Raw genomic sequence first — 24,591 nt, 5'->3', positions numbered from 1 at the left:
GGCGCTGGAAGCGGGCGGTGGGAGGGCCTAGGGATTACCGCGGCGCAGACGGTAACACCGAGGATGCGATGACCACGCTGACCAGCAAGGGGCAGGTGACGATTCCGAAGCGGGTGCGCGACCATCTGCGGCTGGAACCGGGCAGCCAGGTGGTCTTCGACCTGGCATCGGACGGGCATGTCGTCATCAGCCGGGCGGATGCCCCGCCGGCGAAGGGGAACCGCTTCCAGCGCTTCCGGGGCGTGGCCGGGCCGGGGCTGAGCACCGACGAGATCATGGCGCTGATGCGTGGCGAGGAGGACTGACCTGGCCACCTTGGTGGACAGCCGCGTCCTGCTCGACCTGCTGACCGACGATCCGCGCTGGGCCGCCTGGTCGGCCGCGATGCTGGAGCAGGCGGCGACGGCTGGCCCCATCGGCATCAACGACGTCATCGATGCCGAGATCTCCGTCCGCTTCGCGGTGCCGGAGGCGCTGGACGCCTTCCTGGCCGATGCCGGCGTGGCGCGCCTGCCGATGTCGGGGCCGGCGCTGTTCCTGGCGGCGCGGGCGCATGCGCGCTATCGGGCGCGGGGCGGCACGCGCAGCGGCGTCCTGGCGGATTTCTGCATCGGCGCGCAGGCCGCGGTGGAGGGCTGGTCCCTGCCCCTGCTGACCCGCGATACGCGGCGCTATCGCAGCGCTTTCCCGGGCCTGGATCTCATCGCGCCCGAGGGTTCGGAATCAAGCCCCTGAGGCGCCGCCTCAGTTCCGCGGCAGCCGTGCCTGCCCCGGCGCGTCCGGGTTCTGGGCGCGGTGGCGCAGCAGGTGGTCGGCCAGCACCAGGGCCAGCATCGCCTCCCCCACCGGCACGGCGCGGATGCCGACGCAGGGGTCGTGGCGGCCCTTGGTCAGCACCTCGGCATCCTGGCCGAAGCGATCCACGGATTGCCGCGGGGTCAGGATGGAACTGGTCGGCTTCACCGCGAAGCGGGCGACGATGGGCTGGCCGGTGGAGATTCCGCCCAGGATGCCGCCGGCATGGTTGGAGCCGAACAGCACCTGGCCATCCGGGCCCATCCGCATCTCATCCGCATTGCCCTCGCCGGACAGCGCCGCCGCGGCGAAGCCGTCGCCGATCTCCACGCCCTTGACCGCGTTGATGCTCATCAGCGCGGCGGCGAGGTCCGCATCCAGCTTGCCATAGATCGGCGCGCCGAGGCCGGGGGGCACGCCCTCCGCCACAACCTCCACCACCGCGCCGAGCGAGGAGCCGGATTTGCGGGCGGCGGTCAGCCGGGTTTCCCAGCGGGCAGCAGCCTCGGGGTCCGGGCAGAAGAAGGGGTTCTGGTCCACCTGCGCCCAGTCGAAGCGACCGCGGTCAACGTCGTCGCCACCCATGTTCACCAGGGCGCCGCGGATGGTCACGCCCTCCAGCACCTTGCGCGCGACGGCGCCGGCAGCGACCCGCATGGCCGTCTCCCGCGCCGAGGACCGGCCGCCGCCGCGATAGTCGCGCACGCCGTATTTCAGCTCATAGGTCAGGTCCGCATGGCCGGGACGGAACCGGTCCTTGATCTCCCCGTAATCCTTGCTGCGCTGGTCCGTGTTCTCGATGTGCAGCGCGATGGGGGTGCCGGTGGTCACGCCTTCGAAGGTGCCGGAGAGGATGCGGACGGCATCGGCTTCCTGGCGCTGGGTCACGAATTTGGACTGGCCGGGGCGGCGGCGGTCCAGGAAGGGCTGGATATCCGCTTCCGTCAGCGCCAGCCGCGGCGGGCAGCCATCCACCACGCAGCCGATGGCCGGGCCGTGGGATTCGCCCCAGGTGGTGACGCGGAACAGGTGGCCGAAGGTGTTGTGGCTCATGCGGGTCTCAGCGCGCCGCCAGGTCGCAACGGAGCCCCAGCGCGCGGGTCTCCGGGGTGGGGCGCACGGTGCGCGTGCGCACCGAGTCCGGTTGGCAGAGGCCGTCCCTTTGCAGCACGAGCGCCTGGCCAGCCGTGGTCATCGCCACATCAAGCCGGCTGCCCGGTGGGCATCGGTGCCGCGCCACATCGGCGGTCACCTCCGCCGCGCTGCGCAGCGGCGTGTAGCCGGAGGCGGCGCAGGATGGCGGCTGCTGCGCCATGGCCAGCCCCGGCAGCAGGCCCAGCAGCATGGCGGCAAGGCGGTGTCGCATCCTGTCGGCCTCCGGCTCAGACCGTCGCGATATCCGGCGCGTCCGGGTTCTTCATGCCGACGATGTGGTAGCCGCAATCCACATGGTGCACCTCGCCCGTCACGCCGGAGGACAGGTTGGACAGCAGGTACAGCCCCGCCCCGCCCACATCCTCGATCGTCACGTTCCGCTCCAGCGGCGCGTTGTACTGGTTCCACTTCAGGATGTAGCGGAAATCGCCGATGCCGCTGGCGGCCAGCGTCTTGATCGGCCCGGCCGAGATCGCGTTCACCCGGATGCCGGAGCGGCCGAGGTCGGCCGCCATGTAGCGCACGCTGGCCTCCAGCGCCGCCTTGGCCACGCCCATGACGTTGTAGTGCGGCGTCACGCGCTCCGCGCCCAGATAGGACATGGTGAGCAGGGACCCGCCCGGCTTCATCAGCGGCACGGCGCGCTGCGCCACGCTGACGAAGGAATAGACCGAAATGTCCATCGCCTGCAGGAAGGCGCCGCGCGGCGTGTCCATGTAGCGGCCGCGCAGGAACTGCTTGTCGGCGAAGCCGATGGCGTGCACCAGGAAGTCGATGCCGCCCCATTCGGCGCCCAGCCGGCTGAACACCGCATCTACGCTGGCATCGTCCGTCACGTCGCAGGGCAGCACCAGGCTGCTGCCGATGCTCTCGGCCAGCGGCCGCACCCGGCGCTCCAGCGCCTCCCCCTGGTAGGTGAAGGCGATCTCGGCGCCCTGGGCGGCAAGCGACTGCGCCACGCCCCAGGCGATGGAGCGGTCATTCGCCACGCCCATGATCACGCCGCGCTTGCCCGCCATCAGCGTACCCGTGGGCACACCCGTGCTGGCGGCTTCGGACGGAACGTCGTCTGGCATGGATGGGGGGCACCGGAGGCTGGTTGCGGAGGCCTGAGCGGGATGGCACATGCCCTTGCCACGGGCAAGGGGCCTCACACCTGTCGGGCGGCCCGCGGACAGGAGTAGCCCAGTTGGACGCCCACGACCCGATCGCCGAGTTCGAGGCCTGGATGGCCGAGGCGGCGCAGAGCGAACCCAATGACCCGAACGCCGTCTGCCTGGCCACCGCCACGCCGGAAGGCCGGCCATCCGCGCGCATGGTGCTGCTGAAGGACGTCGATCCGCGAGGCTTCGTCTTCTACACCAACCTGGAAAGCCGGAAGGGCCAGGAACTGGCGGGCAACCCCTTCGCCGCGCTGTGCTTCCACTGGAAGACCCTGGCGCGGTCCGTGCGGGTGGAAGGGCGGGTGGAGGCGGTGAGCGCGGCGGAGGCCGATGCCTACTACGCCTCCCGCGCCCGCGGCTCGCGCATCGGCGCCTGGGCCAGCCGGCAATCGCGCCCGCTGGAATCCCGCTTCGCGCTGGAAAAGGCGGTGGCGGAGCAGACGCTGCGCTTCGGCCTGGGGGAGATCCCCCGACCGCCGCACTGGTCCGGCTTCCGGCTGCTGCCGGACCGCATGGAATTGTGGCGCGACATGCCCTTCCGCCTGCACGAACGCCGGGTTTTCCACCGCGACGGCGCCGGCTGGCGGATCGAGATGCTGTACCCCTGACCGGAGGCCCAGCAATGGCCATCCCCGACAGCCAGGCGGAGGCCGCTGCCCTGTTGCGCCGCCTGGCCGGCGGTGGCGACCCGATCGAGACGCATATCTCCGCCATCTTCATCGGCGCCGACACGGTGTGGAAGCTGAAGAAGGCGGTGCGGCTCGGCTTCCTGGATTTTTCGGATCTCGCCGCGCGGGCACATTTCGCCCGGCGGGAATTGGCGCTGAACCAGCCGCATGCGCCGGGGCTGTACCGGGACGTGGTGCCGATCACCCGCGGGCCGGCCGGGCTGGCGTTGAATGGCGAGGGTCCGCCGGTGGAATGGGTGCTGCGCATGGCGCCCGTCCCGCCCGGGGATTTCCTGGACGCGATCGCCCGCCGCGGCGCGCTGGCGCCGGCGCTGCTGGACGGCATGGCGGATGCCGTGGCGGCGCTGCACCAGGCGGCGCCGCCCGCCCCGCCCGGCTTCGACGCGCCCGGCGCCGCCGGCCGCGTGCTGGACGGCAATATCCGCGATTGCCTGGCCAATGGCCTGGCGGAGGCGCGTGTCCGGGCGCTGGGCGGCGCGATGCGGGCGCGGCTGGACGCGCTGGCCCCGCTTCTGGCAGCCCGCGCCACGGCGGGGCGGGTGCGGCGCTGCCATGGCGATCTGCATCTGGGCAATCTCTGCCTCTGGCAGGGCCGCCCCACCCCCTTCGACGCGCTGGAATTCGACGAGGCGCTGGCCACCACGGATACCGGCTACGACCTCGCCTTCCTGCTGATGGACCTTTGCCAGTTCGGCCAGCGTGCGGCGGCGAACCGGGTGATGAACCGCTACCTGGGGCGAAGTGGCGATGTCGGCCTGCTGGCGCCGCTCGGCTTCTGGATGGCCCTGCGCGCCATGGTGCGGGCGCATGTCGCGGCACGCCGCGGCGATGACGGCATGGCCTATCTGGCGGCGGCGGAGGGCTTCCTGGCCCCGTCCCCGCCGCGGCTGGTGGCCATCGGCGGGCTGCAGGGCACCGGCAAGACCTGGCTGGCGCGGGCCCTGGCCCCCGACCTCGGCGCCGCCCCCGGCGCGTTGCACCTGCGCACGGATGAGACGCGCAAGCGCCGCGCCGGCCTGCCGCCGGAGGCGCGGCTGCCGGCGGAAGCCTATGCCGAGGCCGAAAGCCGCGCCGTGCATGCCGAGATCTTCGCCGCCGCGCGCCAGGCGCTGGCCGCCGGGCACAGCGTCGTGCTGGATGCCGTCTTCCTCGACCCCACGCTGCGCGCGGCGGCGGAATCGGCGGCGGCGCCGCATCCCTTCACCGGCTTCTGGCTGGCCGCGCCGCTCGACCTGCTGCGGGAGCGGGTGGCGCGGCGCAGTGCCGAGGGCACCGATGCATCGGATGCCACGGTGGCGGTGCTGGAGCAGGCGGCGCGGGCCGACCCGGGTGCGATCGGCTGGCAGGTGCTGGACGCGACCGCGCCGTTGACACCCGCAAGGGCCACGCTGGCCTTACACCCCGGAACTGGGGCATAAAGTTGCCGGGAAGGCTTCAAAACCCTGGATGAAGGAGAGGCGCGATGGCCTATCGCCGCCTGTTGCTGCCGTTGACCGGGACCGCTGCCGGGGAGGCCGCCTTGGCCACCGGCCTGATGGTCGCCCGGATCTGGAGCGCGCATCTGCATTGCCTGCATGTGCGGGTCGATGCGCGCGACGTTGCGCCGCTGGCCGGGGAGGGCCTGTCCGGCGCCATGATCGAGGAGATGATGGCGGCCACGGAACGCGAGAGCGGGGAGCGTGCCGGCCGCGTGCGCGCCCTGTTCGAACGCTTCACCGCCACCCATGGCGACCTGACCATGGCCGCGAACCCGGACACGGCGCTGAAGGTGCCGGGCGTCACCCTGTCCTTCGAAGCCATTGCGGGGCGGGAGGAGGACATCGTCGCCCAGCAGTCGCGGCTGTACGACATGGCGGTGGTGCCGCATCCGGAGGCGGATGAGGATGTCTCCTCCTCCGACGCGCTGCATGCGGTGCTGTTCGATTCCGGCCGGCCGGTGCTGATCGCGCCGCGCACGGCGCCGGCCGTCATCGGCTCGCGCGTCTGCATCGCCTGGAACGGCAGCGCCGAAAGCGCGGCGGCGGTGGCCGCGGCGCTGCCCTGGCTGCACCGCGCCCAGGCCGTGCGCATCCTGCATTCCGACGACTACCAGCGCCGCGGCCCCGCCGCGGAGGGCATCCAGGCCTATCTGCGCTGGCACGAGATCGATGCGGAACTGTTCCCCTTCAAGTCGCAGACGCGGGAGGTCGGCGCCGGGCTGCTGGGCGCGGCGCGCGACTTCGGCGCCGACCTGATGTGCCAGGGCGCCTACAGCCATTCCCGGCTGCGCCAGCTCATCCTCGGCGGCGTCACCCGGCATGTGCTGGAGAATGCCGAGATCCCGATCCTGATGTGCCGCTGAGGCAGTTCAGGCCGCGGGCAGACGCTCCACCGCCGTCAGCAGGCAGCCGGGCCGGGCGGTGTGGATGTTGACCCGGTGGGTGCGCGGGTCGTCCAGCGCGCGGGCCAGGGGGGCGGCCACGTCCGCGCCCTCCGTCACCTGGCCGAGGTCGTACAGGCACAGCCCGTCGGCGTCATAGGCGCGGACCGAGACCAGGCCGTTGGCCAGCACGGTCGGGGCGATGGCGTCCGCCGCCTCGAAGCGGGGGCAGTCGGCGGCCTCGGCGTGCAGGAAGATCGGGCTCGGCGTCCAGTAGACGCCGAGCGGGAAGGGCAGGTCGTAGCTGCCCAGCAGCATCGCCTCGCCCACCTGGCCCAGCCGCAGGCAGTGCCGGCAGGGGAAGCCCGGGCCGTCGACAAGCCGGCGGATCAGCGCGTTGCCGCGATCGTCCTGGCCAGTCTGCCGCCAGCGCGTGGCGGTGGCCTCGGGGATCGGGGTGCAGCGGAATCGGGTCATGTGCGGTCTCCTTCGATGGGACCATGCTGGGCGCCATGGCCCGGCGCCCGCCATCCGACGGTTGCGCCGCAATGCCGTGCCATTCACCGGCTGAATGAGGCCGATCCGCGCGCCCCCGCTGCGCCCGGGCCGGCAACACCCTATCTGCGCCCTCGACAAACGGTTGCGGGGCCCCCTGGCCCGGCACAGCGGGAGACAGAACGATGATCGACGTCCGACCCTTCGCCAGCCTCGGCGGCGCTGACCATGGCTGGCTCAAGGCGAAGCATCATTTCTCCTTCGCCAACTACCACGATGCGGGGCGCATGAACTGGGGCCGCCTGCGCGTCTGGAACGATGACGAGATCGCCCCCGGCACCGGCTTCGATGCGCATCCGCACCGCGACATGGAAATCATCACCTATGTCCGGGAAGGCGCCATCACGCATCGCGACAATCTGGGCAATGAGGGCCGCACCGGCGCGGGCGACGTGCAGATCATGTCCGCCGGCACCGGCGTGGTGCACGCCGAATACAACCTGGAGCCGGAGACGACGAAGATCTTCCAGATCTGGATCATGCCGGACAAGCGCGGCGCCAAGCCGAACTGGGGCGCCAAGACCTTCCCCAAGGCTGCGCGCGACGCGGCCTTCGAGGTCCTGGCCTCCGGCCGCCCGGCGGATGCCGGCCAGGGTGCCCTGTCGCTGAACGTCAACGGCGCGGTGATGGCCGCGACCCTGGCCAAGGGGCAGACGCTGGAACAGGCGCTGGCGCCGGGCCGCGCCGCCTATCTGGTGGTCGCCAAGGGCGCGGCCACGGTGAACGGCGCGGCGCTGGGCACCCGCGATGGCGCCGGCATCGTGGATGAGGACGCCATCCGCATCACGGCGGAGGAAGATGCGGAACTGGTGCTGGTCGAGGTGGCGAAGGAATAACCTGGCTAGCGCCCCGGGGCGGTGGATCCGCCCCGGGGCCGATGCCACGGCGCCGCTTGTCTCATACGGCTAGATTTTGGGCATTGATTTATCATTCGTTGCGCGCACTTATCCGGCAGGCCGCGACCAGACGGTCGCGGTGTCCCAGGAGAGCGTCTGCATGCTTGTCGATGTTGTTAATATCAGCCGGTTCCAACCAGATGGCTTCACGGTCATCCTCCCGGTCTGGCTGTTCACCACCGGGCCGCTGCAGGCTGTTTCGGTCCAGGTCGAGGATTGGGGCGATGGCGTGTCGGAGACGCTCACGCCGGCCTTTCCGAGCTTCGCCTTCACCGCGACCCATTCCTATGCGCCGGAGCCCGGCCAGCCGCTGCTGGTCGATGGCGTCGCCAGCTTCACCGCCAACCTGCTCGACCCGCCCGGCGCGACGGAGCGGGAACAGGTCACGGTGCATCTGAGCCCGGACATCGCCACGCCGCAGGACCGCGACGAGCGCGACGATTTCCGCAGCCTGGTCGTCACCGGCGCCGGCAACGACACGCTGATCGGCGGCGGGCAGCGCGACACGGTCGAATCCGGCGAGGGTGCCGACCGCGTGCTGGGCATGGCCGGTGCGGATCTGATCCGTGGCGAGGGCGGCAACGACACGCTGATCGGCGGCGCCGGCAACGACAATCTGGAGGGCGGCGAGGGCGATGACCGCCTGGTCGGCGGCTTCGGCGATGATGCGCTGGAGGGCGGCGCCGGCAACGACATCCTGACCGGCGGCGATGGCAACGACTACCTGCAGGGCGCGGAAGGCAACGACAACCTGGTGGGTGGTGCCGGTGGCGACGGGCTCTTCGCCGGTCTCGGCGACGACAAGCTGTCCGGCGGCAACGGCAATGACGACATGGATGGCGGCGACGGCCAGGACGTCCTGGTGGGCGGCGACGGGGACGACAACCTCTATGGCGCCGAGGGCGCCGACACCATCCGCGGCGACGATGGCAATGACGACGTCTTTGCCGGCGCCGGCGACGACCGCGTCCAGGGCAATGCGGGCAACGACTCCGTGCTGGGCGAGGCCGGCAACGACCTGCTGAACGGCGGCGCGGGCAACGACACGCTGGATGGCGGCGACGACCATGACAGCCTCCTGGGCGGCGAGGGCAACGACCTGCTCTATGGTGCTGACGGCAACGACCTGCTGAACGGCCATGCCGGCGTCGACAATCTGTTCGGTGGCGCGGGCGATGACACCATCATCAGCGGCGCCGGGGCCGACACCATCTTCGGCAACAGTGGCGCCGACCTGATCGTGACCGGGGCGGACGGGGACCAGGACGTGTTCGTCTACATCTCGGAGGAGGATGGCGGCGACGTGATCCGCGGCTTCGTGGCCGGGGAGGATGTGGTGCGGCTGTTCATGGGCACGCCGGGCACGCTGGTGGAAGGCGATGGCGCGGTGGCGCAGGCGGCGGAGGCCACGCTGCTGTTCGACACCGCCACGGATTGGCTGAGCTACGACCTGGACGGCACCGGCACCGATTTCGAGGCGGTGCAGATCGTCCGCATCATCGGGCTGGAAAGCGCCGTGGGGAACGTCTTCTTCGGCTGATCTCAGCCGGGCGGCTCCAGCCCGGCCAGCCAGGCGAGTTCGGTGCGCAGCACCCCCACGGGGTCGCGCCCCGGGCCGCCCGAGACCAGCGCCCGGTGGCCACCTTCCAGCACAAGCTGGCGGGCCCCGGGCAGCAGGGCGGAGGCGACCGGCACCAGCCCGTCGCCCGGCCCATGCCCCTCCTTCGCCATCCAGGCGGCGAGCGGCCGGTACATCCCCTCCCGCCAGTCGCGGCCATGGGTGATGGCGCTGGCCAGGGTGGCGACGGGGATCGTCGCCACCAGGGCGGCCACCGCGGGGCCATGGGCGCGCATCCAGCCCTGCCGCGCCGCGCAGGTCAGGTCCCGCAGGCCCCGCCCGGTGCCCAGCCGGGACAGCCGCGCCACATGGTGCACCGCCAGCAGCACCGGCCGCCGCCGCAGGATCAGGTCCGCCACCGGAGAGCCATGGAAGGGCGCCTGCAGGGCGATGAAGCCGCGGCAGCGCGCCGCCATGCCCGGCCGTAGCAGGGCCGAAAGCGCCTCCAGCCCGCCCTTGGAATGGCCGACCAGCAGGCAGGGCGAGGGATCGGCCAGGATGGCGGCGGCGATTCGCCCGGCATTGACGCCGACCGGGGCGGCCGTCGGCAGGTCCACCACCTGCACCGCCAGGCCCAGGCCGCGCAGCCAGGCCAGCTGCCCGCCCATGTAGTCCAGCCCCACCGGCGCCAGCCCCGCCATCACCTCGCCCAGCAGCCCGTAGCACAGCAGCACGCGGCTGCCGGAAAGGGCCTGGGCGAGCGCCGCGTCGGTCATTCCACCGCGACCACCTGCTTGCCGAAGTTGCGGCCGGCCAGCATGCCGATGAAGGCCTGCGGCGCCGCCGCCAGGCCCTGCGCCACATCCTCCTTCCAGTGCAGCCGGCCTTCGCGCAGGTGGCCCAGCATCTCCGCCCGGAAGGCGCCGTAGCGCCTCCAGCCGGTGTCGGAGACGATGAAGCCCTGGATGCGCAGCCGCTTGCGCACCACCGGCCCCAGATTGGGTCCGGGCATGGCGCCGGTGGCGGCGGCACCGGCGGCGGTGTTGTACTGCGCGATCATGCCGCACATCACCATGCGGCCGAAATCGTTCAGCCGCGGGAAGACCGCCGCCTGCACTTCGCCACCCACATTCTCCCAATACACGTCGATGCCTGCCGGGCAGGCGGCATCGAGCTGCGCGTCGAGGTCGCCGCGATGGTCGATGGCGGCGTCGAAGCCCAGCGTGTCCCGCACGAAGGCGCCTTTGGCGGCGCCGCCGGCGATGCCCACCACCCGCGCGCCCCGCAGTTTCCCAAGCTGCCCGGCCACCTGGCCCACGGCGCCGGAGGCGGCGGAGACCACCAGCGTCTCGCCGGCCTTGGGCTGGCCGATATCCTCGAGCCCCACCCAGGCCGTCAGCCCGGGCATGCCGAGCACGCCGAGCGCGGTGGAGGGCGGCGCCTCCGCCGGGTCGATCGGGATCAGCGCCTTGCCCGGCCGCACCGAGAAACCCTGCCAGCCGAAGCCGCCCAGCACCCAGTCGCCTTCCCTGAACCGCGAATCGCGGCTCGCCGCCACCTGGCCCACCGCCTGGCATTCCATGACGCCGCCGAGCGCGACCGGCGCGGCGTAGGATTTCGCGTCGTCCATGCGGCCGCGCTGATAGGGGTCCAGCGACAGGAAACGGTGCCGCACCAGCACCTCGCCCTCGCCCGGCTCGGGCATCGGCGATTCCACCAGGCGGAAATCCTCCGGCACCGGGGCACCCTGCGGCCGGCGGGCGAGCAGGATCTGCGGGTTCTTCATGGTGATGTCCTCCATCGTCTGGCGATGGGCGCGGCGGATGGGCCCATCCGCCGCGCCGATGATGCGGGTCGCTTCGTCGTCAGCGGGGCGAGGATGGGGCCGGGCCGGTGGGGCGCCGCGATCAATCCGCGTCCCGCTCCGCCTCCCGCAGCCAATCCTCCGTGGTCTTCGCCACCGGGCGGGCAGGGCCGGCATAGGGGTCCATCTGCGCATCGGTGGCGGCGAAGGCGCGGCAATCCTCGCACAGCCGCAGCAGCGCAAGCTGCCTTCCGTCGCGGTACATCCAGTGGCCGGTCTCGGCCAGCTTGCGGGTCACCCGGTCGATCTGCGCCTTCACCCCGAAAGGCTTGGCGCAGCGTTCGCAGCAGAAGGGCTCCTCCTGCTTCACCACGCGAAGCTGCGCCGCTTCCGCCGCCAGGTTCAGCCGCGGCGCCAGGGTGATCACCTTCTCCGGGCAGGTGGTGGCGCAGAGGCCGCATTGCACGCAGGCATCCTCCAGGAAGCGCAGCTGCGGCGTTTCCGGATTGGCGGTGAAGGCGCCGGTCGGGCAGACCATGGTGCAGGCCAGGCACAGCGTGCAGCCCTCGGTCGCCACCTCGGCCACGCCGAAGGGGGCCAGCGCCGGCATGGGCAGCACGGCGTCGCGCCGCTCGGCGCCCTCCGCCAGCGCGCGCCCGGCCTGGCGCAGCACCTCCCGCCCCTGGCCCAGCGCGTGGAAGGTGGCGGGGGGGAAGGGCAGGCCGCGACGGGGCAGGGCGGCCAGCGCCTCGCCCAGCGTGAAGGGGTCGTCCGTCTCGATCGCGGCGGCGCGCGGCGCCCCCTGGTCGGGCACGGCGAGGCCCGCCAGCACCGCCTCGGCGTAGTCCAGGTTGCGCAGCACGCCTTCCACGCCATGCCGGCGCCGGGCCGGCAGCAGCAGGCGGATGCGCGCCGCGCCCCAGGCGAAGCCGGCCAGCAGCAGGCCGAGATCCAGCTGCGAGACCTCGTTCACCCGCAGCGGCAGCACCCGCGCCGGCAGGCCATCGCCCTGCCGGGCCAGGGCGTCCACCAGCGCCTCCCCCACCGCATCCACCACCAGCAGCACCGGCGCTTCCCCGCCCGCCTCGCGATAGGTCAGCAGCAGGGTGCGCAGGCGGCGGGCCAGGGCGGTGGAAGGCGGCAGGGCGTAGCTGGCGGCGCCGGTCGGGCAGATGGCGGCGCAGGCGCCGCAGCCGGCGCAGATCTCCGCCGAGATCACCACATGATTGCCCACGCCGACGCCCGACGGCGCGACGGAGGGGGTGATGGCGCCGGTCGGGCAGAGATCGAGGCAGCGGGTGCAGGCGACGCGCCGGTTGCGCGCATGGGCGCAGAGGCCGGCGTCGAAGGTCACGAAGCGCGGCTTCTCGAAGCGGCCGACCAGCCCTTCCGCCGCCACCAGGGCGCGTACCACCGCGGCGGCATCGGCCGGGTCGGCGCGCAGATAACCCTGGCGAAGCTCGCCGGCCGGGAACAGCGGCGCGCCGCCGGTCAGGTCCAGCAGGATGTCGCAGCGGCTGAGCGCGCCGTCCCGCCGGGGGCCCCACTCATAGGCGGCGCGGGAAGATGGGCGCGGCATGGCGTGGCCATCCACCACCACCTCGAAGCCGCCAAGCCAGCCGGTGGCGGCGCGGGCGCGGCCGCGGGCGACGGGGAAATCCGCGGCGCGCAGCGGCTGCACCGGCTCCCGCCCATCCAGCAGCACGGTCACGTCCAGCGTCGCCGCCAGGCGTTCGGCGGCGGCCAGGGCCACCGCGTCGCAGCCCAGCACCAGCGTCACCCCCTGGCTTTCCAGCGGCACCAGCGGCGTGGCGGGCATCGGCACCGCGGCGGCGGCGATCAGCGCGGCCATCTTCGGGCCCGCCGCGCGGCCCTCGGCGGACCAGCCGGCCGTCTCCCGCAGATTCACGAAGTCCAGCGCGCCGGCGAAGCCCGCCGCCTCCGCCTCCTGCCGGAACAGCGGCGCCTGGGCGGTGCAGGCGACGGTGACGGCGGAAGGCGCCTCCCCCAGCGCGGCGAGGAAGCGGTCGAGCTGCGACTGGCAGAGCTGTTCCGCCAGGCGCGGCGCCCCGCCGGCGCAGCCGCGCGCGATGGCGCGGCCATCCAGCGCCATGGTGTCCTCGCAGCTGCAGACGAAGGTGATCGGCGTCCTGGTCATCCGGCTCCCGGTGGCCCTGTTTGCGGCCCTGTCCCCCGCATATATGCCCCGGATCGCGCCCTTGCGAGCACCCGCCCGGAAACGCCGTGTCCCAGGACCTGCCCGACCTGCCCAGCGCCTTCACCCCCGTGGTCCGGCTGCGCGAAGGCGGCGATGCGCTGCGCCGCGCCATCGCCCTTGCCCCGCGCCACGGCGCCGGCACGCTGGCCTGGGTCGCCTCCGCCGCACGGATCGAGGCGGCGGTGGTGCTGGAGCCGGAGATGCCACTGGCCGCCGCCCGCGCCGCGGTCTTCGCCGCCGCCAGCGCGCTTGCCGATGCGCTGGGCGCCTATGGCCCGCCGGAAGCCGCGATCAGCTTCGGCTGGCCGGCCACCATCCGCATCAATGCCGGCCGCATCGGCCAGGCCCGCCTCGCCTGGCCGCCCGGCACGGCGGAGGACGCGGTGCCGGACTGGCTGGTGGTGGGGGTGGAGGCGCGGCTGTCCTTCCCCGCGGGGTGGGAGGCCGGGCACGGCCTGCAGCAGACCGCGCTGCATGAGGAAGGCTGGCTGGCGGAAGACGCCTCGGCCGCCGATCTCACCGCCGCCTGGGCGCGGCATCTGATGGCCGGGCTGGCGGAATGGCAGGCGCCCGGGCCGCAGGGCGGCTTCCCCCGGCTGGCCAGCCGCTATCTGGCGCGGCTGGAGCCGGAGGCCGGGATGGGCGCGGCGCGGCTTGGCCTGGACCCCGCCTCCGCTGCCCTGGTGCTGGAGGCCGGGGGCACCCGCCGCCTTCTGCCCCTGGCCGAAGCCCTGGCCCAGGCCGCATGATGCACGCCATGACGCACCGCCTGCCGCGCACCCTGCGCCTCGACCCCTCGGACACCGTGATCTTTGGCACGGCGGCGGAGCCCGGCGAATGGGCAGTGCCCGGCGGCTTCGAATTCTGGGACGAGGCGCCGGAGGCACTCTCCGGCCGGCGCCGTCAGGCCTTCCGCGGCGGCTTTCTCGGCCTCTCCAGCTTCGGCTGGTCCACCCTGGTCGAGGTGGCGGAGGCCACGGCCGAGGAACGCGCCGCGGCGCTGGCCCGGCTGGCGCGGCACATCCTGACCCGCCACGGCGCGCCGGATGCAGCCGCCGCCGAGGCCGCGGCGCGGGAGGAGCTGGATTTCGCCGCCAGCCTCTGCAACCACCCCCTTGGCACCGTGCTGGCGCTGAGCCGCGGCGTGGAGGAGGGCGCGGTGCGCGAACGCTTCCGCACCCTGCACCGCCGCGCCGGCACCGGGCTGGAGGGCCTGCCGGTGTTTGCCCTGGTGGAGACCGACGCCCCGGAGCCGGACCGGCCGGACCTGGCCGCCCTGGCGCGAGGCGGCACGCCATGAACGCCCCGGCAGGGCTCGCCCCCGGTGATTTCTGGGTCGCCAGCGGGCATCATCTCTGCGACCGCGACGCGGCGGGCCGCATCCACGCCACGCCGGATCTCTGGCGCGCCTTCTGCGCGCGGCCGGAGCTGGTGCCGCCCGAGGAAGCCTGCCCGGCGGAACGCGCCCTGCACGCCGCCCTGCTGGCGGAGCCGTTGCGGGCGGTATCCCCTGCCGATCTGGCAGCTTTGGCCGACCCCGATGCGCGGGAGAACTTTGCCGTCTACCTCGGCTTCCGCGACCGGGTGCGGGCGCAGCCGAGCCTGGAGGCCGCCTGGCTGGCATTGTACCGGGAGGGCGTGGCGGGCATCCCGCCGATCTTCCTGCAGATGCTGACCCACCTGGTGGCCCGCGCGGCGCTGGAGGGGGTGGAGGATTCCTTCACCCTGCGCGCCGCGGAGCTGTTCTTCCGCCCGCAGCGCGCCGCCATCCACCAGGGCGCGCTGCTGCTGGCGGACCAGGAGGTGGTGGACAACCGCAGTGCCGATGGCGGCTTCGGCCCGCTCGGCCAGTTGCTGGCGGAAGCCGGCTCCCCGCCGCGGGAGGTGGAGCTGGACGTGCTCTCGGAGGAGAATGCGGCGCTCTATCGCGGCCGGTCGGATGCGCATGACCTCGCGCTCGACATCGCCGAGAACCGCCCCGGCCAGCACGGGCTGGCCCGCGCGCTGGAAGCCTTCATCGGCCATGTGATCGGGGAACGGGTGGCGATCCGCCCGGTGCCGGTGATCGAGGATCGCCACTGGACCTGGCATGTCGGGCTGGATGCGGAAGCCACCGGCATCGCCAACGACCTGTGGCAGGGGAAGAAGGTGAAGCAGGCGCGGCTGGCGCGCATCCTCTGGCTGGGCGTGCTGGAATTTGCCGAAGCCTCGCGGGTGCTGCCGCGCCTGGCCGGGAAGCCGGTGTACCTGGCGCTGGCGATGGATGCGGCGCAGCTGGTGCGGATGAAGCCACAGAACCTGGTCACCGGCCTGCCGCTGCGCCCGAAGCAGGACGGCGCCTGATGCGCGCGCACAACCCGGAAAGCCTGTTCATCCCGCTCGCCGTGCTGGTGGAACGCCGCCCCGGCGTGACCCGCTGGGCGGAGGAGGTGTGGCGCGCCATCGAGGTGCTGGAGGAAGCGCCTGCCATCCCGCCCTGGACCCTGCTGCGGCAGGAGCCGGGCCGGTCGGTGTTCTTCGCCGGGGTGGGGGATGTGGCGCTGCACCCGACGGACACCGACAATTACCGGCATAATCTGGCCTCCGCCCAGCCGCTGGTCTGGGCGCTGCTGCGCCCGGCGGAGACGCCGCCGGGCCTCATGTTGCACAGCGTCACCGCCGACCCGGGGGAGGCGCATCTGCACGCCGATGTGGGGCAGGACCTGCTCGAATCGCTGCCCATGCCGCCCGGGCTGCGGGCGACGATGGAGGCCTTCTGCGCCCGCCACCACAAGGAACGCGGCTTCTGGAAGCGTCGGCGCGACCAGGCGGACCCGGAGGCGCTGGCGCATCGCAGCCGCATCGCGGAGCCGGAGGAATGACCGCAGGAACGCGTGGGGAGGCGGATGGCTTCCTCAGCCGCTGGTCCCGCCTGAAGCGCAGCCCGCCCCGCGCGCCGGAGCCGGTGCCTGAGCCGGCGCCTGAGGCCGTCGCCGAGGCCACGCCGCTGGCCGAGGCGGTGGCCGTGCCGGTCGAACCGGTGGCCGACCTCGACCTGCCGGCGCTGCCCCCGATCGAGGCGCTGACGGAGGCGAGCGACATCACCGCCTTCCTCCGCCCCGGCATCCCGACGGCGCTGCGCAGCGCGGCGCTGCGGCGCATGTGGTCGCTGGACCCGGCGATCCGGGATTTCATCGGCCCGGCGGATTATGCCTGGGATTTCAACGATCCCGCCGGGATGCCCGGCGGATTCGCGCTGGACCTCGGTGGCGATGTGAAGACGTTGCTGGCCCAGGCGATCGGCACGCCGGAGCCCCGGGCGCCGGAGCTTGCGGTGCCCGACCCCGTGGCGCCGCCGCAGGACGAAGCCGCGCCGCTGTTGGCGGAGGCCGCGCCGCCGCAGGAGGAACCCTTGGCGCTGCCGCCGGAGGAACCGGCGGCGGAGGAGGAGGACCAGCCGCCGCCGCGGCGCCGGCATGGCAGCGCGCTGCCCGCCTGACGCTGCTGCCGAAGCTCTCGGGAATGTTCAGCTCCTGGTTTTGCCATCGCCTCTAGGCTGTGGCGTTCCCTGGATATGAGCAGCATGGACCGACCCGACCTGGCCCGTTCCGAATTGGCGCGCCTGGGCGCCGACCTGGTGGTGAACCCCCGGCTCTGCGCGCGGCTGGCGGCCGCGCTGGCGCCGGATGCCCCGCCCGGCGTTGCCGCCGGCCTGTTTCGCGCCGCCGGCTATGCCATCGACCCCGCCTCGCTCGGCGCGCGGCCGGAGGCTGAGGCCGGATCGGACGGGGCCGCCGGCGACTGACCTCCCGCCGGGCCAATTGCGAGCGATTCTCATCCATTTTTCAAACGCTTGCATCCGCCCCGGCTTTGCGCTTCGCTGGTCGCCCGGCGCGTGTCGGATGGGGCTGGGGAGCCCCCCGCGCGGTGCCGCAACCCGGTGAATGCCGGAAATGGCCTCAGGATGACGGAAACGCAGGACGCTGCCGCGGCCGGCCCGCCCCGCGCGGGCCACACCCCGCTTGATCTCGACCCGGTGGATGCCGAGCGCGCGCGGCTGTTCGCGCTGCTCGGCCGGCTCCTCGGTGCCGCGCCCGATGCCGGGCTGCTGATCCGGATGCGCGCCCTGGCCGGCACGAGCGGGGAGCTGGGCGGGGCCTATGCCGCCCTCGCCCGGGCTGCCGGCGCGACGCGGGCCGAGGCGGCGGAGCGGGAGTTCTTCAACCTGTTCATCGGCGTCGGCCGGGGCGAGTTGCTGCCCTATGCCAGCTACTACCTGACCGGCTTCCTGCATGAACGTCCGCTGGCCGATCTGCGCGGCGACCTCGCCTCGCTCGGGATCGAGCGGGCCGAAGGCGTGGCGGAGCCGGAGGATCACATCGCCTTCCTGTGCGAGGCCTATGCCGGGCTGCTGGCCGGGGCCTTCGCGGTGGAGCCGGATGCCGCGGCGGGCTTCTTCGCACGCCACCTCCGGCCCTGGGCGGCGCCTTTCTTCGCCGATCTGGAAAAGGCCCAGATGGCGGATTTCTACAAGGCGGTCGGGCGGCTCGGCCGCGTGGCCGTGGAGATCGAGGCCGCGGCAGCGGATCTGCCCGCCTGATGACAGGGAGTTGCCAGGGATGAGCGAACAAGGCACCGAAAGGCCCGTGCGCCGGGGTTTCCTGAAGGCCATCGGCCTCGGGGCCGCCGTCGCGACCCCCGCCTTGGCCCAGCGCGCGGACAGCGTGCCGGCCGGGGAGGCCCGCAAGGAGAACCAGGCCCAGCGCGTCGCCGCCCGCTACAAGGCGGATTCGGCGGATGTGCAGGCCTTCTACCGCACCAATCGCTACGAATGAGCCGCATCCGGGGGGGCACGCCAGAATGCTGATCAAGCGCTCCGAGGGCCGCGCCGCGCGGCAGCGGCTTTCCGCCGCCTATCAGGGGCTTTCATCCGGCGGGCTCGACCGCCGCAGCTTCCTCCGCCAGGCCGGCTTCGCCGGGGCGGGGCTGGCCGCGCTGGGAGGGCTCGGCGCGTCCCGCGCGCAGGCCGCCGGCGCGGCCATGGGCGTGCACGACCATGCGAAGCCGGTGCAGCGCATCAAGAACATCTGCACCCATTGCTCGGTCGGCTGCACCGTCACGGCGGAAGTGCAGAACGGCGTCTGGGTGGGGCAGGAACCCACCTGGGCCAGCCCGATCAACCGCGGCACGCATTGCGCCAAGGGCGCTTCGGTGCGGGAACTGGTGCATGGCGACCGCCGCCTGAAATACCCAATGAAGCTGGTGGGCGGCCAGTGGCAGCGCCTGTCCTGGGACGTGGCGCTGTCCGAGATCGCCGAGAAGATGATGACGATCCGGCAGGAATCCGGGCCGGACAGCATGTTCCTGCTGGGCAGCGCCAAGTTCTCGAACGAGGGCGCCTACCTGTTCCGCAAGTTCGCCGCCTTCTGGGGCACCAACAGCGTCGACCACCAGGCGCGCATCTGCCACTCCACCACGGTGGCCGGCGTGGCCAATACCTGGGGCTATGGCGCGCAGACCAATTCCTACAACGACATCCGCAATTCCAAGACCATGATCATCATGGGCGGGAATCCGGCGGAGGCGCATCCGGTCAGCCTGCAGCACGTGCTGTCGGGCAAGGAGCGCAACCGGGCGAACCTGATCGTCATCGATCCGCGCTTCACCCGCACCGCCGCCCACGCCAATGAATATGTCCGCATCCGCCCGGGCACCGACATCCCCATCATCTGGGGCATGCTGCACCACATCTTCGCCAACGGGTGGGAGGACAAGGACTTCATCGCGAGCCGCGTCTACGGCATGGACCAGATCCGCGCCGAATGCGCGAAATGGACGCCGGAGGAGGTGGAGCGGGTCACCGGCGTGCCCGGCGCCCAGCTGAAGAAGGTGGCGGAAGCCTTCGCGACGCAGAAGCCCTCCACCCTGATCTGGTGCATGGGTGCGACGCAGAAGACGGTGGGCACGGCCAATGTCCGCGCCTTCTCCATCCTGCTGCTGGCCACCGGCAATGTCGGCAACAATGGCGGCGGCGCGAACATCTTCCGCGGCCATTGCAACGTGCAGGGCGCCACCGATTTCGGCCTCGATGTCACCTCGCTGCCCGCCTATTACGGGCTGGACCAGAATGCCTGGCGGCACTGGTCCCGGGTCTGGGGCGTGTCCTACGACAGCATGGTGGCGCGCTTCGACAGCGCCGCGATGATGGGCACGCCCGGCATCCCCACCACCCGCTACTTCGATGCGGTGACCCTGCCCAAGGACCAGATCCAGCAGCGCGACCGCCTGCGCGGCATGCTGGTGGTGGGCCATGGCGGCAACACCGTCACCCGCATGCCGGAAGCGGTGAAGGGGCTGGAGGCGCTGGACCTGCTGGTGGTGGCGGACCCGCACCCCACCACCTTCGCCGTGCTGTCGAACCGCAAGGAGAACACCTACCTCCTTCCCGCCAGCACGCAGTTCGAATGCGACGGCAGCCGCACCGCCTCCAACCGCTCCCTGCAATGGGGCACGCGGGTGGTGGCGCCGCTGTTCGAATCGAAGACCGACTACGAGATGATGTACCGCCTGGCCGGCGCGCTGGACGGTGCGGCGGAACGGAAGGGCATGCCCGTCCGCTTCCAGGCGGAGATGTTCAAGCCCTACGAGATCCGCGACAACGCGCCGACCGCCGAGAGCATCCTGCGGGAGATCAACCGCGGCGCCATCAGCACCGGCTATTCCGGCCAGTCGCCGGAACGGCTGAAGCTGCACATGGAACACCAGGACAAGTTCGACCTGGTGACCCTGCGCGGCGCCGCCGGCACCCCGGTGGAGAACGAGTTCTACGGCCTGCCCTGGCCCTGCTGGGGCACGCCGGCGATGAAGCACCCGGGCACGCACATCCTCTACAACACCAATCTGCACGTGAAGAACGGCGGCGGCACCTTCCGCGCCCGCTTCGGCGTGGAGCGGGAAGGCCAGACGCTGCTGGCCGAGGGTTCCTACTCCCTGGGGTCGGAGCTGACGGATGGCTACCCGGAATTCACCGTGGCGGTGCTGAAGCGCCTCGGCTGGTACGAGGAGCTGACCGAGGCCGAGCGCGGCTGGATCGAGGCCAATGGCGGCACCTTCTCCTGGGCCACCGACCTGTCCTGCGGGATCATCCGCGTGGCCATGGAACATGGCTGCGTGCCCTACGGCAACGCCAAGGCGCGCGCCGTCGCCTGGAACCTGCCGGACCCGGTGCCGGTGCACCGGGAGCCGATCTACACGCCGCGCACCGACCTGATCGCGCGCTATCCCACCCTGCCGGACCGCCGCGGCTTCCGCCTGCCGCACCTGGGTGTGTCCGTGCAGAACCGCAGCCACCAGGTCGCCGGCGACTTTCCCATCATCCTCACCTCCGGCCGGCTGGTGGAGTATGAGGGCGGGGGCGAGGAGACGCGCTCCAACAAGTGGCTGGCCGAGCTGCAGCAGGACATGTTCGTGGAGATCAACCCGGCCGATGCCTCGGCCCGGAACATCCGCGACGGCCAGTTCGTCTGGGTCTCGGGGCCGGAGAACAATTCCCGCGCCCGGGTGAAGGCGCTGGTGACGGAGCGCGTCGGCCGCGGCGTGGCCTTCATGCCCTTCCACTTCGCCGGCTGGTTCATGGGCGAGGACCAGCGGAGCAAGTATCCGCAGGGCACGGACCCGATCGTGCTGGGCGAGAGCGTGAATGCCATCACCACCTATGGCTATGATCCGGTGACGTTCATGCAGGAAACCAAGGTCACGCTCTGCCAGATCAGGAGTGCCTAGCCATGGCGCGCATGAAGTTCCTCTGCGACAGCGACCGCTGCATCGAGTGCAACGCCTGCGTCACCGCCTGCAAGAACGAGCATGAGGTGCCCTGGGGCATCAACCGGCGCCGCGTCGTCACCATCAATGACGGCAAGCCGGGCGAGCGCTCCATCTCCATGGCCTGCATGCATTGCACCGATGCGCCCTGCGCCGCGGTCTGTCCGGTCAGTTGTTTCTATACCACGGCGGACGCCATCGTCCTGCACGACAAGGATCTGTGCATCGGCTGCGGCTACTGCTTCTACGCCTGCCCCTTCGGCGCGCCGCAATATCCGCGGGTCGGCAATTTCGGCGGCCGCGGCAAGATGGACAAATGCACCTACTGCGCTGGCGGCCCGCAGCAGGACAACACGGTGGTGGAATACACCCAGTACGGCGCCAACCGCATCGCCGAGGGCAAGCTGCCGCTATGTGCGGAGATGTGCTCCACCAAGGCCCTGCTGGCCGGGGACGGGGAGATGATCGCCACCATCTACCGGGAGCGGGTGCAGATGCGCGGCTATGGCGCCGGCGCCTGGGGCTGGCGAACCGCGTATCGCGAGACGGTGACGGTGTGATGCGCCAGATCCTTCCCACCCTGGCCGTGGCCCTGCTGCTGGCGGCCCCGGCCTTCGCCCAGTCCCAGCCCGGCGCGCCGCCGGCCGGCGCCCCGGCCATCCAGGCCCCGGTGCCCGAGGTCGGCGCCGGCCGCGGCAGCCAGCCCGCCGGCCAGCCGCCGGAAAGCACGGTTCGCGGGGATGTGCCGACCGGCACCCCGGCGCCTGCCGCCGCCGCCGCGCCACAGCCGCGCCAGCCCTCCAACGTGCCGCCCACCCCGGCGCCCTTCAGCGACCGCGGCCAGATTTCAGCCGAGGAGATGGAATTGCAGGCGGCGCTGCGCGGGGAGCGCATCGGCGGCCGCATCAGCATCCCGGACGCCACCGCCGCCACGCTGATCCAGCCGGAAGGCCGGGAATGGCGGGATTTCCACAACCGCACCCTGACGCTGGTCGGCGGCATCGCCGTGCTCGGCATGGTGGCGATCCTGGCACTGTTCTACCTGGCGCGCGGGCGCATCCGCATCGATGCCGGGCCCGCCGGGCGCACCATCCAGCGCTTCAACCTGTTCGAGCGCGTGGCGCATTGGATGACGGCCACCAGCTTCATCGTGCTGGGCCTCACGGGGCTGAACCTGACCTTCGGCCGCTACCTGCTGCTGCCGCTGATCGGGCCGGAAGCCTTCACCGCCTTCAGCCTGTGGGGCAAGATCGCGCACAACTTCCTGGCCTTCCCCTTCACGCTGGGCATCGTGCTGCTGTTCCTGGTCTGGGTGAAGGACAACATCCCCGGCCGGCTGGACTGGGCCTGGGTGAAGGCGGGCGGCGGCTTCCTCAGCCATGGCCACCCGCCGGCGCACCGCTTCAACGCCGGCCAGAAGATGGTGTTCTGGATCACGGTGCTGGGCGGCACGCTGGTCGCCGTTTCCGGCTATGTGCTGATCTTCCCCTTCACCGTCACGGGGATGGAGGGCCAGCAATTGGCGCATACCGTGCACGGGATCCTGTCCGTGCTGATGGTCGCCGCCATGCTGGCGCATATCTACATCGGCTCGCTCGGCATGCAGGGCGCCTTCGACGCCATGGGCAGCGGCGAGGTCGACCTGAACTGGGCCAAGGAACACCACGCTCTCTGGGTGGATGACGAACTGGCCAAGGCCCGCACCACCGTCGCCGGCCCCACCGGCGCGCGGCCGCTCGGCGCCGACTGAACCGGACTTGCCGAGGGGGGCCGGCCGTGGTGGAAGCCATGGCCGGCCTTTCCCGTTTTCAGGACCCAGCATCTTGCGCGTGATCGGACTGGCGGGCTGGAGCGGCTCCGGCAAGACCACCCTCTTGACCCGGCTGCTGCCGGTGCTCGGCGCGCGGGGCCTTGCGGTCTCCACCCTCAAGCACGCGCACCACGCCTTCGACATCGACCAGCCGGGCAAGGACAGCCATGCGCATCGGCAGGCCGGGGCGCACCAGGTGCTGGTCTCCTCCGCCCGCCGATGGGCGCTGATCACGGAACTGCGCCAGGCGCCGGAACCGCCGCTCGCGGCGCTGCTGCGCCGCTTCGACCCGGTGGACCTGCTCATCATCGAGGGCTTCAAGCGCGACCCGCATCCGAAGCTGGAGGTGCATCGCGCCGCCAATGCCAAGCCCTGGCTGCACCCGGGGGACCCGGCCATCATCGGCCTGGCCGCGGATGTCCCGGCGCCGGCGGGCGCGCCGCCCTGGCGCGACCTGGACGATGTGGGGGGCATCGCCGACCTGCTGCTGGCCGCGGCGGTGCCGCTGCGGGATCTGCTGGAAGGAGGCAGGCTTGGCGCAGCTGAGTGACGACTGCTTCGCCTTCGGCGGCCGGCTCATGGCCGTGGAGGAAGCGCAGGCGCTGATCGCGGACCGCATCCCGCCGCTGCCGGGCACCGCCCCGGTGCCGCTGCGCGCGGCGCTGGGGCGCGTCCTGGCCGGGGCGCTGCGCGCGCCGCTGCCGCTGCCGCCCTTCTTCAACGCGGCGGTGGATGGCTATGCCTTCCGCCACGCCGACCTCGCGGCGGAAGGCGAAACCCGGCTGCCCATCGCCGGGCGGCTGCAGGCCGGCCAGCCGCCATCGCCGCTGTGCCCCGGCACGGCGCTGCGCATCTTCACCGGCGCCGCCATGCCCGAGGGCGCCGATACGGTGATGATGCAGGAGGATGCGCAGGAGGAAGGGGGGGCCGTGCTGCTGGTGCCCGGCCTGAAGCGCGGCGCGAATTGCCGCCCGGCGGGGGAGGATGTGCCGGAAGGCGCCCTGGCGCTACCGGCGGGCCGCCGGCTGTCGCCGCCGGATATCGGCCTGGCCGCCGCGCTGGGCCTGACGACGCTGCCGGTGCGCCCGCTGGTGCGCGTCGGCGTGTTCTCCACCGGTGACGAGCTGGCGGAGCCCGGCACCGCGCTGGGCCCGGCGCGCACCTATGATTCCAACCGCTTCACGTTGCTGGCGCTGCTCGCCGGCTTGCCGGTGGACGCCACCGACCTCGGCATCCTGCCGGACGAGCCCGCCGCCACCGCCGCCGCCCTGGCCGGCGCCGCCGCGCGCCACGACCTGCTGCTGACCTCCGGCGGCGTCTCGACCGGCGAGGCCGACCATGTCCGCGCCGCCATCGGGGCGGGCGGCAGCCTGGTGTTCTGGCGCCTGGCCATCAAGCCAGGGCGGCCGGCGGCGATGGGGGTGGTCGGCGGCACGCCGGTGGTGGGGCTGCCGGGCAACCCGGTGGCGGCCGTCGTCACCTTTCTGCACCTGGCCCGGCCGCTGGTGCTGCGCCTGGCCGGCGCACTGGCCGAGCCGCTGCCGCGCTTCGTGGCGGAAGCCGGCTTTGCCTATCGCAAGAAGGCCGGGCGGCGCGAATATGTCCGGGTGCGGCTGGTGCCGGGTGAGGAACTGCCGCTGGCGCAGAAATTCGCCCGCGAGGGCGCCGGGCTGTTGACCTCGCTGACGCAGTCCGACGCGCTGGTCGAACTGCCGGAGGGCATCACCCAGGTCAGCCCCGGCGACCGTGTGGCCGTGCTGCCCTTCCGCGGGGTGTTCTGACCGGGACG

General features: G+C 72.3%; 27 protein-coding genes. 20 read left to right on the top strand and 7 right to left on the bottom strand.

Annotated features, from left to right (window positions below):
• Positions 1–68: 68 nt before the first annotated feature.
• Complete coding sequence (locus HEQ75_RS02925; protein ID WP_168027431.1) at positions 69–305, top strand: AbrB/MazE/SpoVT family DNA-binding domain-containing protein; 237 nt, start codon at positions 69–71, stop codon at positions 303–305.
• Positions 306–318: 13 nt separating this feature from the next.
• Positions 319–735 carry a type II toxin-antitoxin system VapC family toxin gene (locus tag HEQ75_RS02920; protein WP_328733361.1) on the top strand — a complete coding sequence of 139 codons (417 nt, stop codon included), beginning with the start codon at positions 319–321 and terminating at the stop codon, positions 733–735.
• 9 nt (positions 736–744) lie between these two features.
• Here HEQ75_RS02920 and aroC read toward each other — a convergent pair whose 3' ends face one another.
• The 3 genes from aroC to fabI are packed head-to-tail and all read right to left on the bottom strand — an operon-like array spanning position 745 to position 3,026.
• Positions 745–1,848, bottom strand: a complete 1,104-nt coding sequence (gene aroC / locus HEQ75_RS02915) for a chorismate synthase (RefSeq protein ID WP_168027430.1) — start codon at positions 1,846–1,848, stop codon at positions 745–747.
• 7 nt (positions 1,849–1,855) lie between these two features.
• A complete protein-coding gene (locus HEQ75_RS02910) occupies positions 1,856–2,161 on the bottom strand; it encodes a hypothetical protein (protein ID WP_168027429.1) in 306 nt (101 codons plus the stop codon).
• Between the two features lie 16 nt (positions 2,162–2,177).
• Positions 2,178–3,026 carry an enoyl-ACP reductase FabI gene (gene fabI / locus HEQ75_RS02905; RefSeq protein WP_168027428.1) on the bottom strand — a complete coding sequence of 283 codons (849 nt, stop codon included), beginning with the start codon at positions 3,024–3,026 and terminating at the stop codon, positions 2,178–2,180.
• Between the two features lie 113 nt (positions 3,027–3,139).
• On the opposite strand from fabI, the gene pdxH reads away from it, so the two are divergent.
• From pdxH to HEQ75_RS02890, 3 genes are read left to right on the top strand one after another with little or no spacing between them, the layout of a single operon-like run.
• Complete coding sequence (pdxH, locus tag HEQ75_RS02900; protein ID WP_456237376.1) at positions 3,140–3,721, top strand: pyridoxamine 5'-phosphate oxidase; 582 nt, start codon at positions 3,140–3,142, stop codon at positions 3,719–3,721.
• Positions 3,722–3,735: 14 nt separating this feature from the next.
• The gene (locus tag HEQ75_RS02895) at positions 3,736–5,220 is read left to right on the top strand and encodes a bifunctional aminoglycoside phosphotransferase/ATP-binding protein (RefSeq protein WP_168027426.1); all 1,485 of its coding nucleotides are present in this window, start codon (positions 3,736–3,738) and stop codon (positions 5,218–5,220) included.
• A 44-nt stretch (positions 5,221–5,264) separates the two neighbouring features.
• Positions 5,265–6,143: a universal stress protein gene (locus HEQ75_RS02890; protein ID WP_168027425.1), complete on the top strand. Its 879-nt coding sequence runs from the start codon at positions 5,265–5,267 to the stop codon at positions 6,141–6,143.
• Positions 6,144–6,149: 6 nt separating this feature from the next.
• Here HEQ75_RS02890 and HEQ75_RS02885 read toward each other — a convergent pair whose 3' ends face one another.
• On the bottom strand, positions 6,150–6,638 hold the full coding sequence (locus tag HEQ75_RS02885; protein WP_168027424.1) for a DUF1203 domain-containing protein: 489 nt from the start codon (positions 6,636–6,638) through the stop codon (positions 6,150–6,152).
• Between the two features lie 203 nt (positions 6,639–6,841).
• On the opposite strand from HEQ75_RS02885, the gene HEQ75_RS02880 reads away from it, so the two are divergent.
• Entirely contained in the window at positions 6,842–7,552 is a 711-nt protein-coding gene (locus tag HEQ75_RS02880; protein WP_168027423.1) for a pirin family protein, read from the top strand.
• A gap of 160 nt (positions 7,553–7,712) precedes the next feature.
• Entirely contained in the window at positions 7,713–9,152 is a 1,440-nt protein-coding gene (locus HEQ75_RS02875; RefSeq protein WP_168027422.1) for a calcium-binding protein, read from the top strand.
• 2 nt (positions 9,153–9,154) lie between these two features.
• Here the strand turns inward: HEQ75_RS02875 and HEQ75_RS02870 are convergent, their stop codons facing one another.
• The 3 genes from HEQ75_RS02870 to HEQ75_RS02860 form a co-directional block, all read right to left on the bottom strand.
• Positions 9,155–9,946, bottom strand: a complete 792-nt coding sequence (locus tag HEQ75_RS02870; protein ID WP_168027421.1) for a lipase family protein — start codon at positions 9,944–9,946, stop codon at positions 9,155–9,157.
• A complete protein-coding gene (locus tag HEQ75_RS02865; protein WP_168027420.1) occupies positions 9,943–10,971 on the bottom strand; it encodes an NADP-dependent oxidoreductase in 1,029 nt (342 codons plus the stop codon). Before HEQ75_RS02865 ends, HEQ75_RS02870 begins: the two co-directional genes overlap by 4 nt.
• A 106-nt stretch (positions 10,972–11,077) precedes the next feature.
• Entirely contained in the window at positions 11,078–13,132 is a 2,055-nt protein-coding gene (locus HEQ75_RS02860) for a 4Fe-4S binding protein (RefSeq protein WP_209318319.1), read from the bottom strand.
• An 86-nt stretch (positions 13,133–13,218) separates the two neighbouring features.
• Here HEQ75_RS02860 and HEQ75_RS02855 point away from each other — a divergent pair, with 86 nt between their 5' ends.
• From HEQ75_RS02855 to HEQ75_RS02795, 13 genes are all read left to right on the top strand, one after another.
• A complete protein-coding gene (locus HEQ75_RS02855) occupies positions 13,219–13,941 on the top strand; it encodes a biotin/lipoate--protein ligase family protein (RefSeq protein WP_168027419.1) in 723 nt (240 codons plus the stop codon).
• A gap of 8 nt (positions 13,942–13,949) precedes the next feature.
• Entirely contained in the window at positions 13,950–14,492 is a 543-nt protein-coding gene (locus HEQ75_RS02850; protein WP_168027418.1) for a DUF6505 family protein, read from the top strand.
• Positions 14,489–15,535 carry a DUF6352 family protein gene (locus HEQ75_RS02845; protein WP_168027417.1) on the top strand — a complete coding sequence of 349 codons (1,047 nt, stop codon included), beginning with the start codon at positions 14,489–14,491 and terminating at the stop codon, positions 15,533–15,535. The genes HEQ75_RS02850 and HEQ75_RS02845 overlap by 4 nt, the downstream gene beginning before the upstream one ends.
• Positions 15,535–16,053: a DUF3305 domain-containing protein gene (locus HEQ75_RS02840; protein ID WP_168027416.1), complete on the top strand. Its 519-nt coding sequence runs from the start codon at positions 15,535–15,537 to the stop codon at positions 16,051–16,053. The genes HEQ75_RS02845 and HEQ75_RS02840 overlap by 1 nt, the downstream gene beginning before the upstream one ends.
• Positions 16,050–16,670 carry a DUF3306 domain-containing protein gene (locus tag HEQ75_RS27780; protein ID WP_209318318.1) on the top strand — a complete coding sequence of 207 codons (621 nt, stop codon included), beginning with the start codon at positions 16,050–16,052 and terminating at the stop codon, positions 16,668–16,670. Before HEQ75_RS02840 ends, HEQ75_RS27780 begins: the two co-directional genes overlap by 4 nt.
• Positions 16,671–16,754: 84 nt before the next feature.
• A complete protein-coding gene (locus tag HEQ75_RS02830) occupies positions 16,755–16,976 on the top strand; it encodes a hypothetical protein (protein WP_168027415.1) in 222 nt (73 codons plus the stop codon).
• 159 nt (positions 16,977–17,135) lie between these two features.
• A complete protein-coding gene (locus tag HEQ75_RS02825; protein ID WP_168027414.1) occupies positions 17,136–17,771 on the top strand; it encodes a TorD/DmsD family molecular chaperone in 636 nt (211 codons plus the stop codon).
• Between the two features lie 19 nt (positions 17,772–17,790).
• Positions 17,791–18,006, top strand: coding sequence for a twin-arginine translocation signal domain-containing protein (locus HEQ75_RS02820; RefSeq protein ID WP_168027413.1), 216 nt, complete (start codon positions 17,791–17,793; stop codon positions 18,004–18,006).
• Between the two features lie 25 nt (positions 18,007–18,031).
• On the top strand, positions 18,032–20,953 hold the full coding sequence (locus tag HEQ75_RS02815) for a formate dehydrogenase subunit alpha (RefSeq protein WP_168027412.1): 2,922 nt from the start codon (positions 18,032–18,034) through the stop codon (positions 20,951–20,953).
• Between the two features lie 2 nt (positions 20,954–20,955).
• On the top strand, positions 20,956–21,552 hold the full coding sequence (fdh3B, locus tag HEQ75_RS02810) for a formate dehydrogenase FDH3 subunit beta (protein WP_168027411.1): 597 nt from the start codon (positions 20,956–20,958) through the stop codon (positions 21,550–21,552).
• On the top strand, positions 21,552–22,742 hold the full coding sequence (locus tag HEQ75_RS02805) for a formate dehydrogenase subunit gamma (protein WP_168027410.1): 1,191 nt from the start codon (positions 21,552–21,554) through the stop codon (positions 22,740–22,742). The genes fdh3B and HEQ75_RS02805 overlap by 1 nt, the downstream gene beginning before the upstream one ends.
• 79 nt (positions 22,743–22,821) lie before the next feature.
• Positions 22,822–23,352: a molybdopterin-guanine dinucleotide biosynthesis protein B gene (gene mobB / locus HEQ75_RS02800; protein WP_456237378.1), complete on the top strand. Its 531-nt coding sequence runs from the start codon at positions 22,822–22,824 to the stop codon at positions 23,350–23,352.
• The gene (locus HEQ75_RS02795; RefSeq protein ID WP_168027408.1) at positions 23,336–24,583 is read left to right on the top strand and encodes a molybdopterin molybdotransferase MoeA; all 1,248 of its coding nucleotides are present in this window, start codon (positions 23,336–23,338) and stop codon (positions 24,581–24,583) included. The genes mobB and HEQ75_RS02795 overlap by 17 nt, the downstream gene beginning before the upstream one ends.
• Positions 24,584–24,591: the final 8 nt, after the last annotated feature.

This window comes from Falsiroseomonas selenitidurans (assembly GCF_012103215.1).
Lineage (GTDB): Bacteria > Pseudomonadota > Alphaproteobacteria > Acetobacterales > Acetobacteraceae > Falsiroseomonas > Falsiroseomonas selenitidurans.
This window is presented reverse-complemented; position numbering and strand designations above follow the sequence as displayed.

Coding starts and splice junctions, on each gene's coding strand:
- HEQ75_RS02850 (WP_168027418.1), top strand. CDS start 13,950: ATGACGCACCGCCTGCCGCGCACCCTGCGCCTCGACCCCTCGGACACC.
- HEQ75_RS02820 (WP_168027413.1), top strand. CDS start 17,791: ATGAGCGAACAAGGCACCGAAAGGCCCGTGCGCCGGGGTTTCCTGAAG.
- HEQ75_RS02840 (WP_168027416.1), top strand. CDS start 15,535: ATGCGCGCGCACAACCCGGAAAGCCTGTTCATCCCGCTCGCCGTGCTG.
- HEQ75_RS02885 (WP_168027424.1), bottom strand. CDS start 6,638: ATGACCCGATTCCGCTGCACCCCGATCCCCGAGGCCACCGCCACGCGC.
- HEQ75_RS02910 (WP_168027429.1), bottom strand. CDS start 2,161: ATGCGACACCGCCTTGCCGCCATGCTGCTGGGCCTGCTGCCGGGGCTG.
- HEQ75_RS02825 (WP_168027414.1), top strand. CDS start 17,136: ATGACGGAAACGCAGGACGCTGCCGCGGCCGGCCCGCCCCGCGCGGGC.
- HEQ75_RS02890 (WP_168027425.1), top strand. CDS start 5,265: ATGGCCTATCGCCGCCTGTTGCTGCCGTTGACCGGGACCGCTGCCGGG.
- HEQ75_RS02830 (WP_168027415.1), top strand. CDS start 16,755: ATGGACCGACCCGACCTGGCCCGTTCCGAATTGGCGCGCCTGGGCGCC.
- HEQ75_RS02865 (WP_168027420.1), bottom strand. CDS start 10,971: ATGGAGGACATCACCATGAAGAACCCGCAGATCCTGCTCGCCCGCCGG.
- HEQ75_RS02870 (WP_168027421.1), bottom strand. CDS start 9,946: ATGACCGACGCGGCGCTCGCCCAGGCCCTTTCCGGCAGCCGCGTGCTG.
- HEQ75_RS02880 (WP_168027423.1), top strand. CDS start 6,842: ATGATCGACGTCCGACCCTTCGCCAGCCTCGGCGGCGCTGACCATGGC.
- HEQ75_RS02805 (WP_168027410.1), top strand. CDS start 21,552: ATGCGCCAGATCCTTCCCACCCTGGCCGTGGCCCTGCTGCTGGCGGCC.
- HEQ75_RS27780 (WP_209318318.1), top strand. CDS start 16,050: ATGACCGCAGGAACGCGTGGGGAGGCGGATGGCTTCCTCAGCCGCTGG.
- fabI (WP_168027428.1), bottom strand. CDS start 3,026: ATGCCAGACGACGTTCCGTCCGAAGCCGCCAGCACGGGTGTGCCCACG.
- fdh3B (WP_168027411.1), top strand. CDS start 20,956: ATGGCGCGCATGAAGTTCCTCTGCGACAGCGACCGCTGCATCGAGTGC.
- HEQ75_RS02925 (WP_168027431.1), top strand. CDS start 69: ATGACCACGCTGACCAGCAAGGGGCAGGTGACGATTCCGAAGCGGGTG.
- HEQ75_RS02860 (WP_209318319.1), bottom strand. CDS start 13,132: ATGACCAGGACGCCGATCACCTTCGTCTGCAGCTGCGAGGACACCATG.
- HEQ75_RS02875 (WP_168027422.1), top strand. CDS start 7,713: ATGCTTGTCGATGTTGTTAATATCAGCCGGTTCCAACCAGATGGCTTC.
- aroC (WP_168027430.1), bottom strand. CDS start 1,848: ATGAGCCACAACACCTTCGGCCACCTGTTCCGCGTCACCACCTGGGGC.
- HEQ75_RS02815 (WP_168027412.1), top strand. CDS start 18,032: ATGCTGATCAAGCGCTCCGAGGGCCGCGCCGCGCGGCAGCGGCTTTCC.
- HEQ75_RS02895 (WP_168027426.1), top strand. CDS start 3,736: ATGGCCATCCCCGACAGCCAGGCGGAGGCCGCTGCCCTGTTGCGCCGC.
- HEQ75_RS02845 (WP_168027417.1), top strand. CDS start 14,489: ATGAACGCCCCGGCAGGGCTCGCCCCCGGTGATTTCTGGGTCGCCAGC.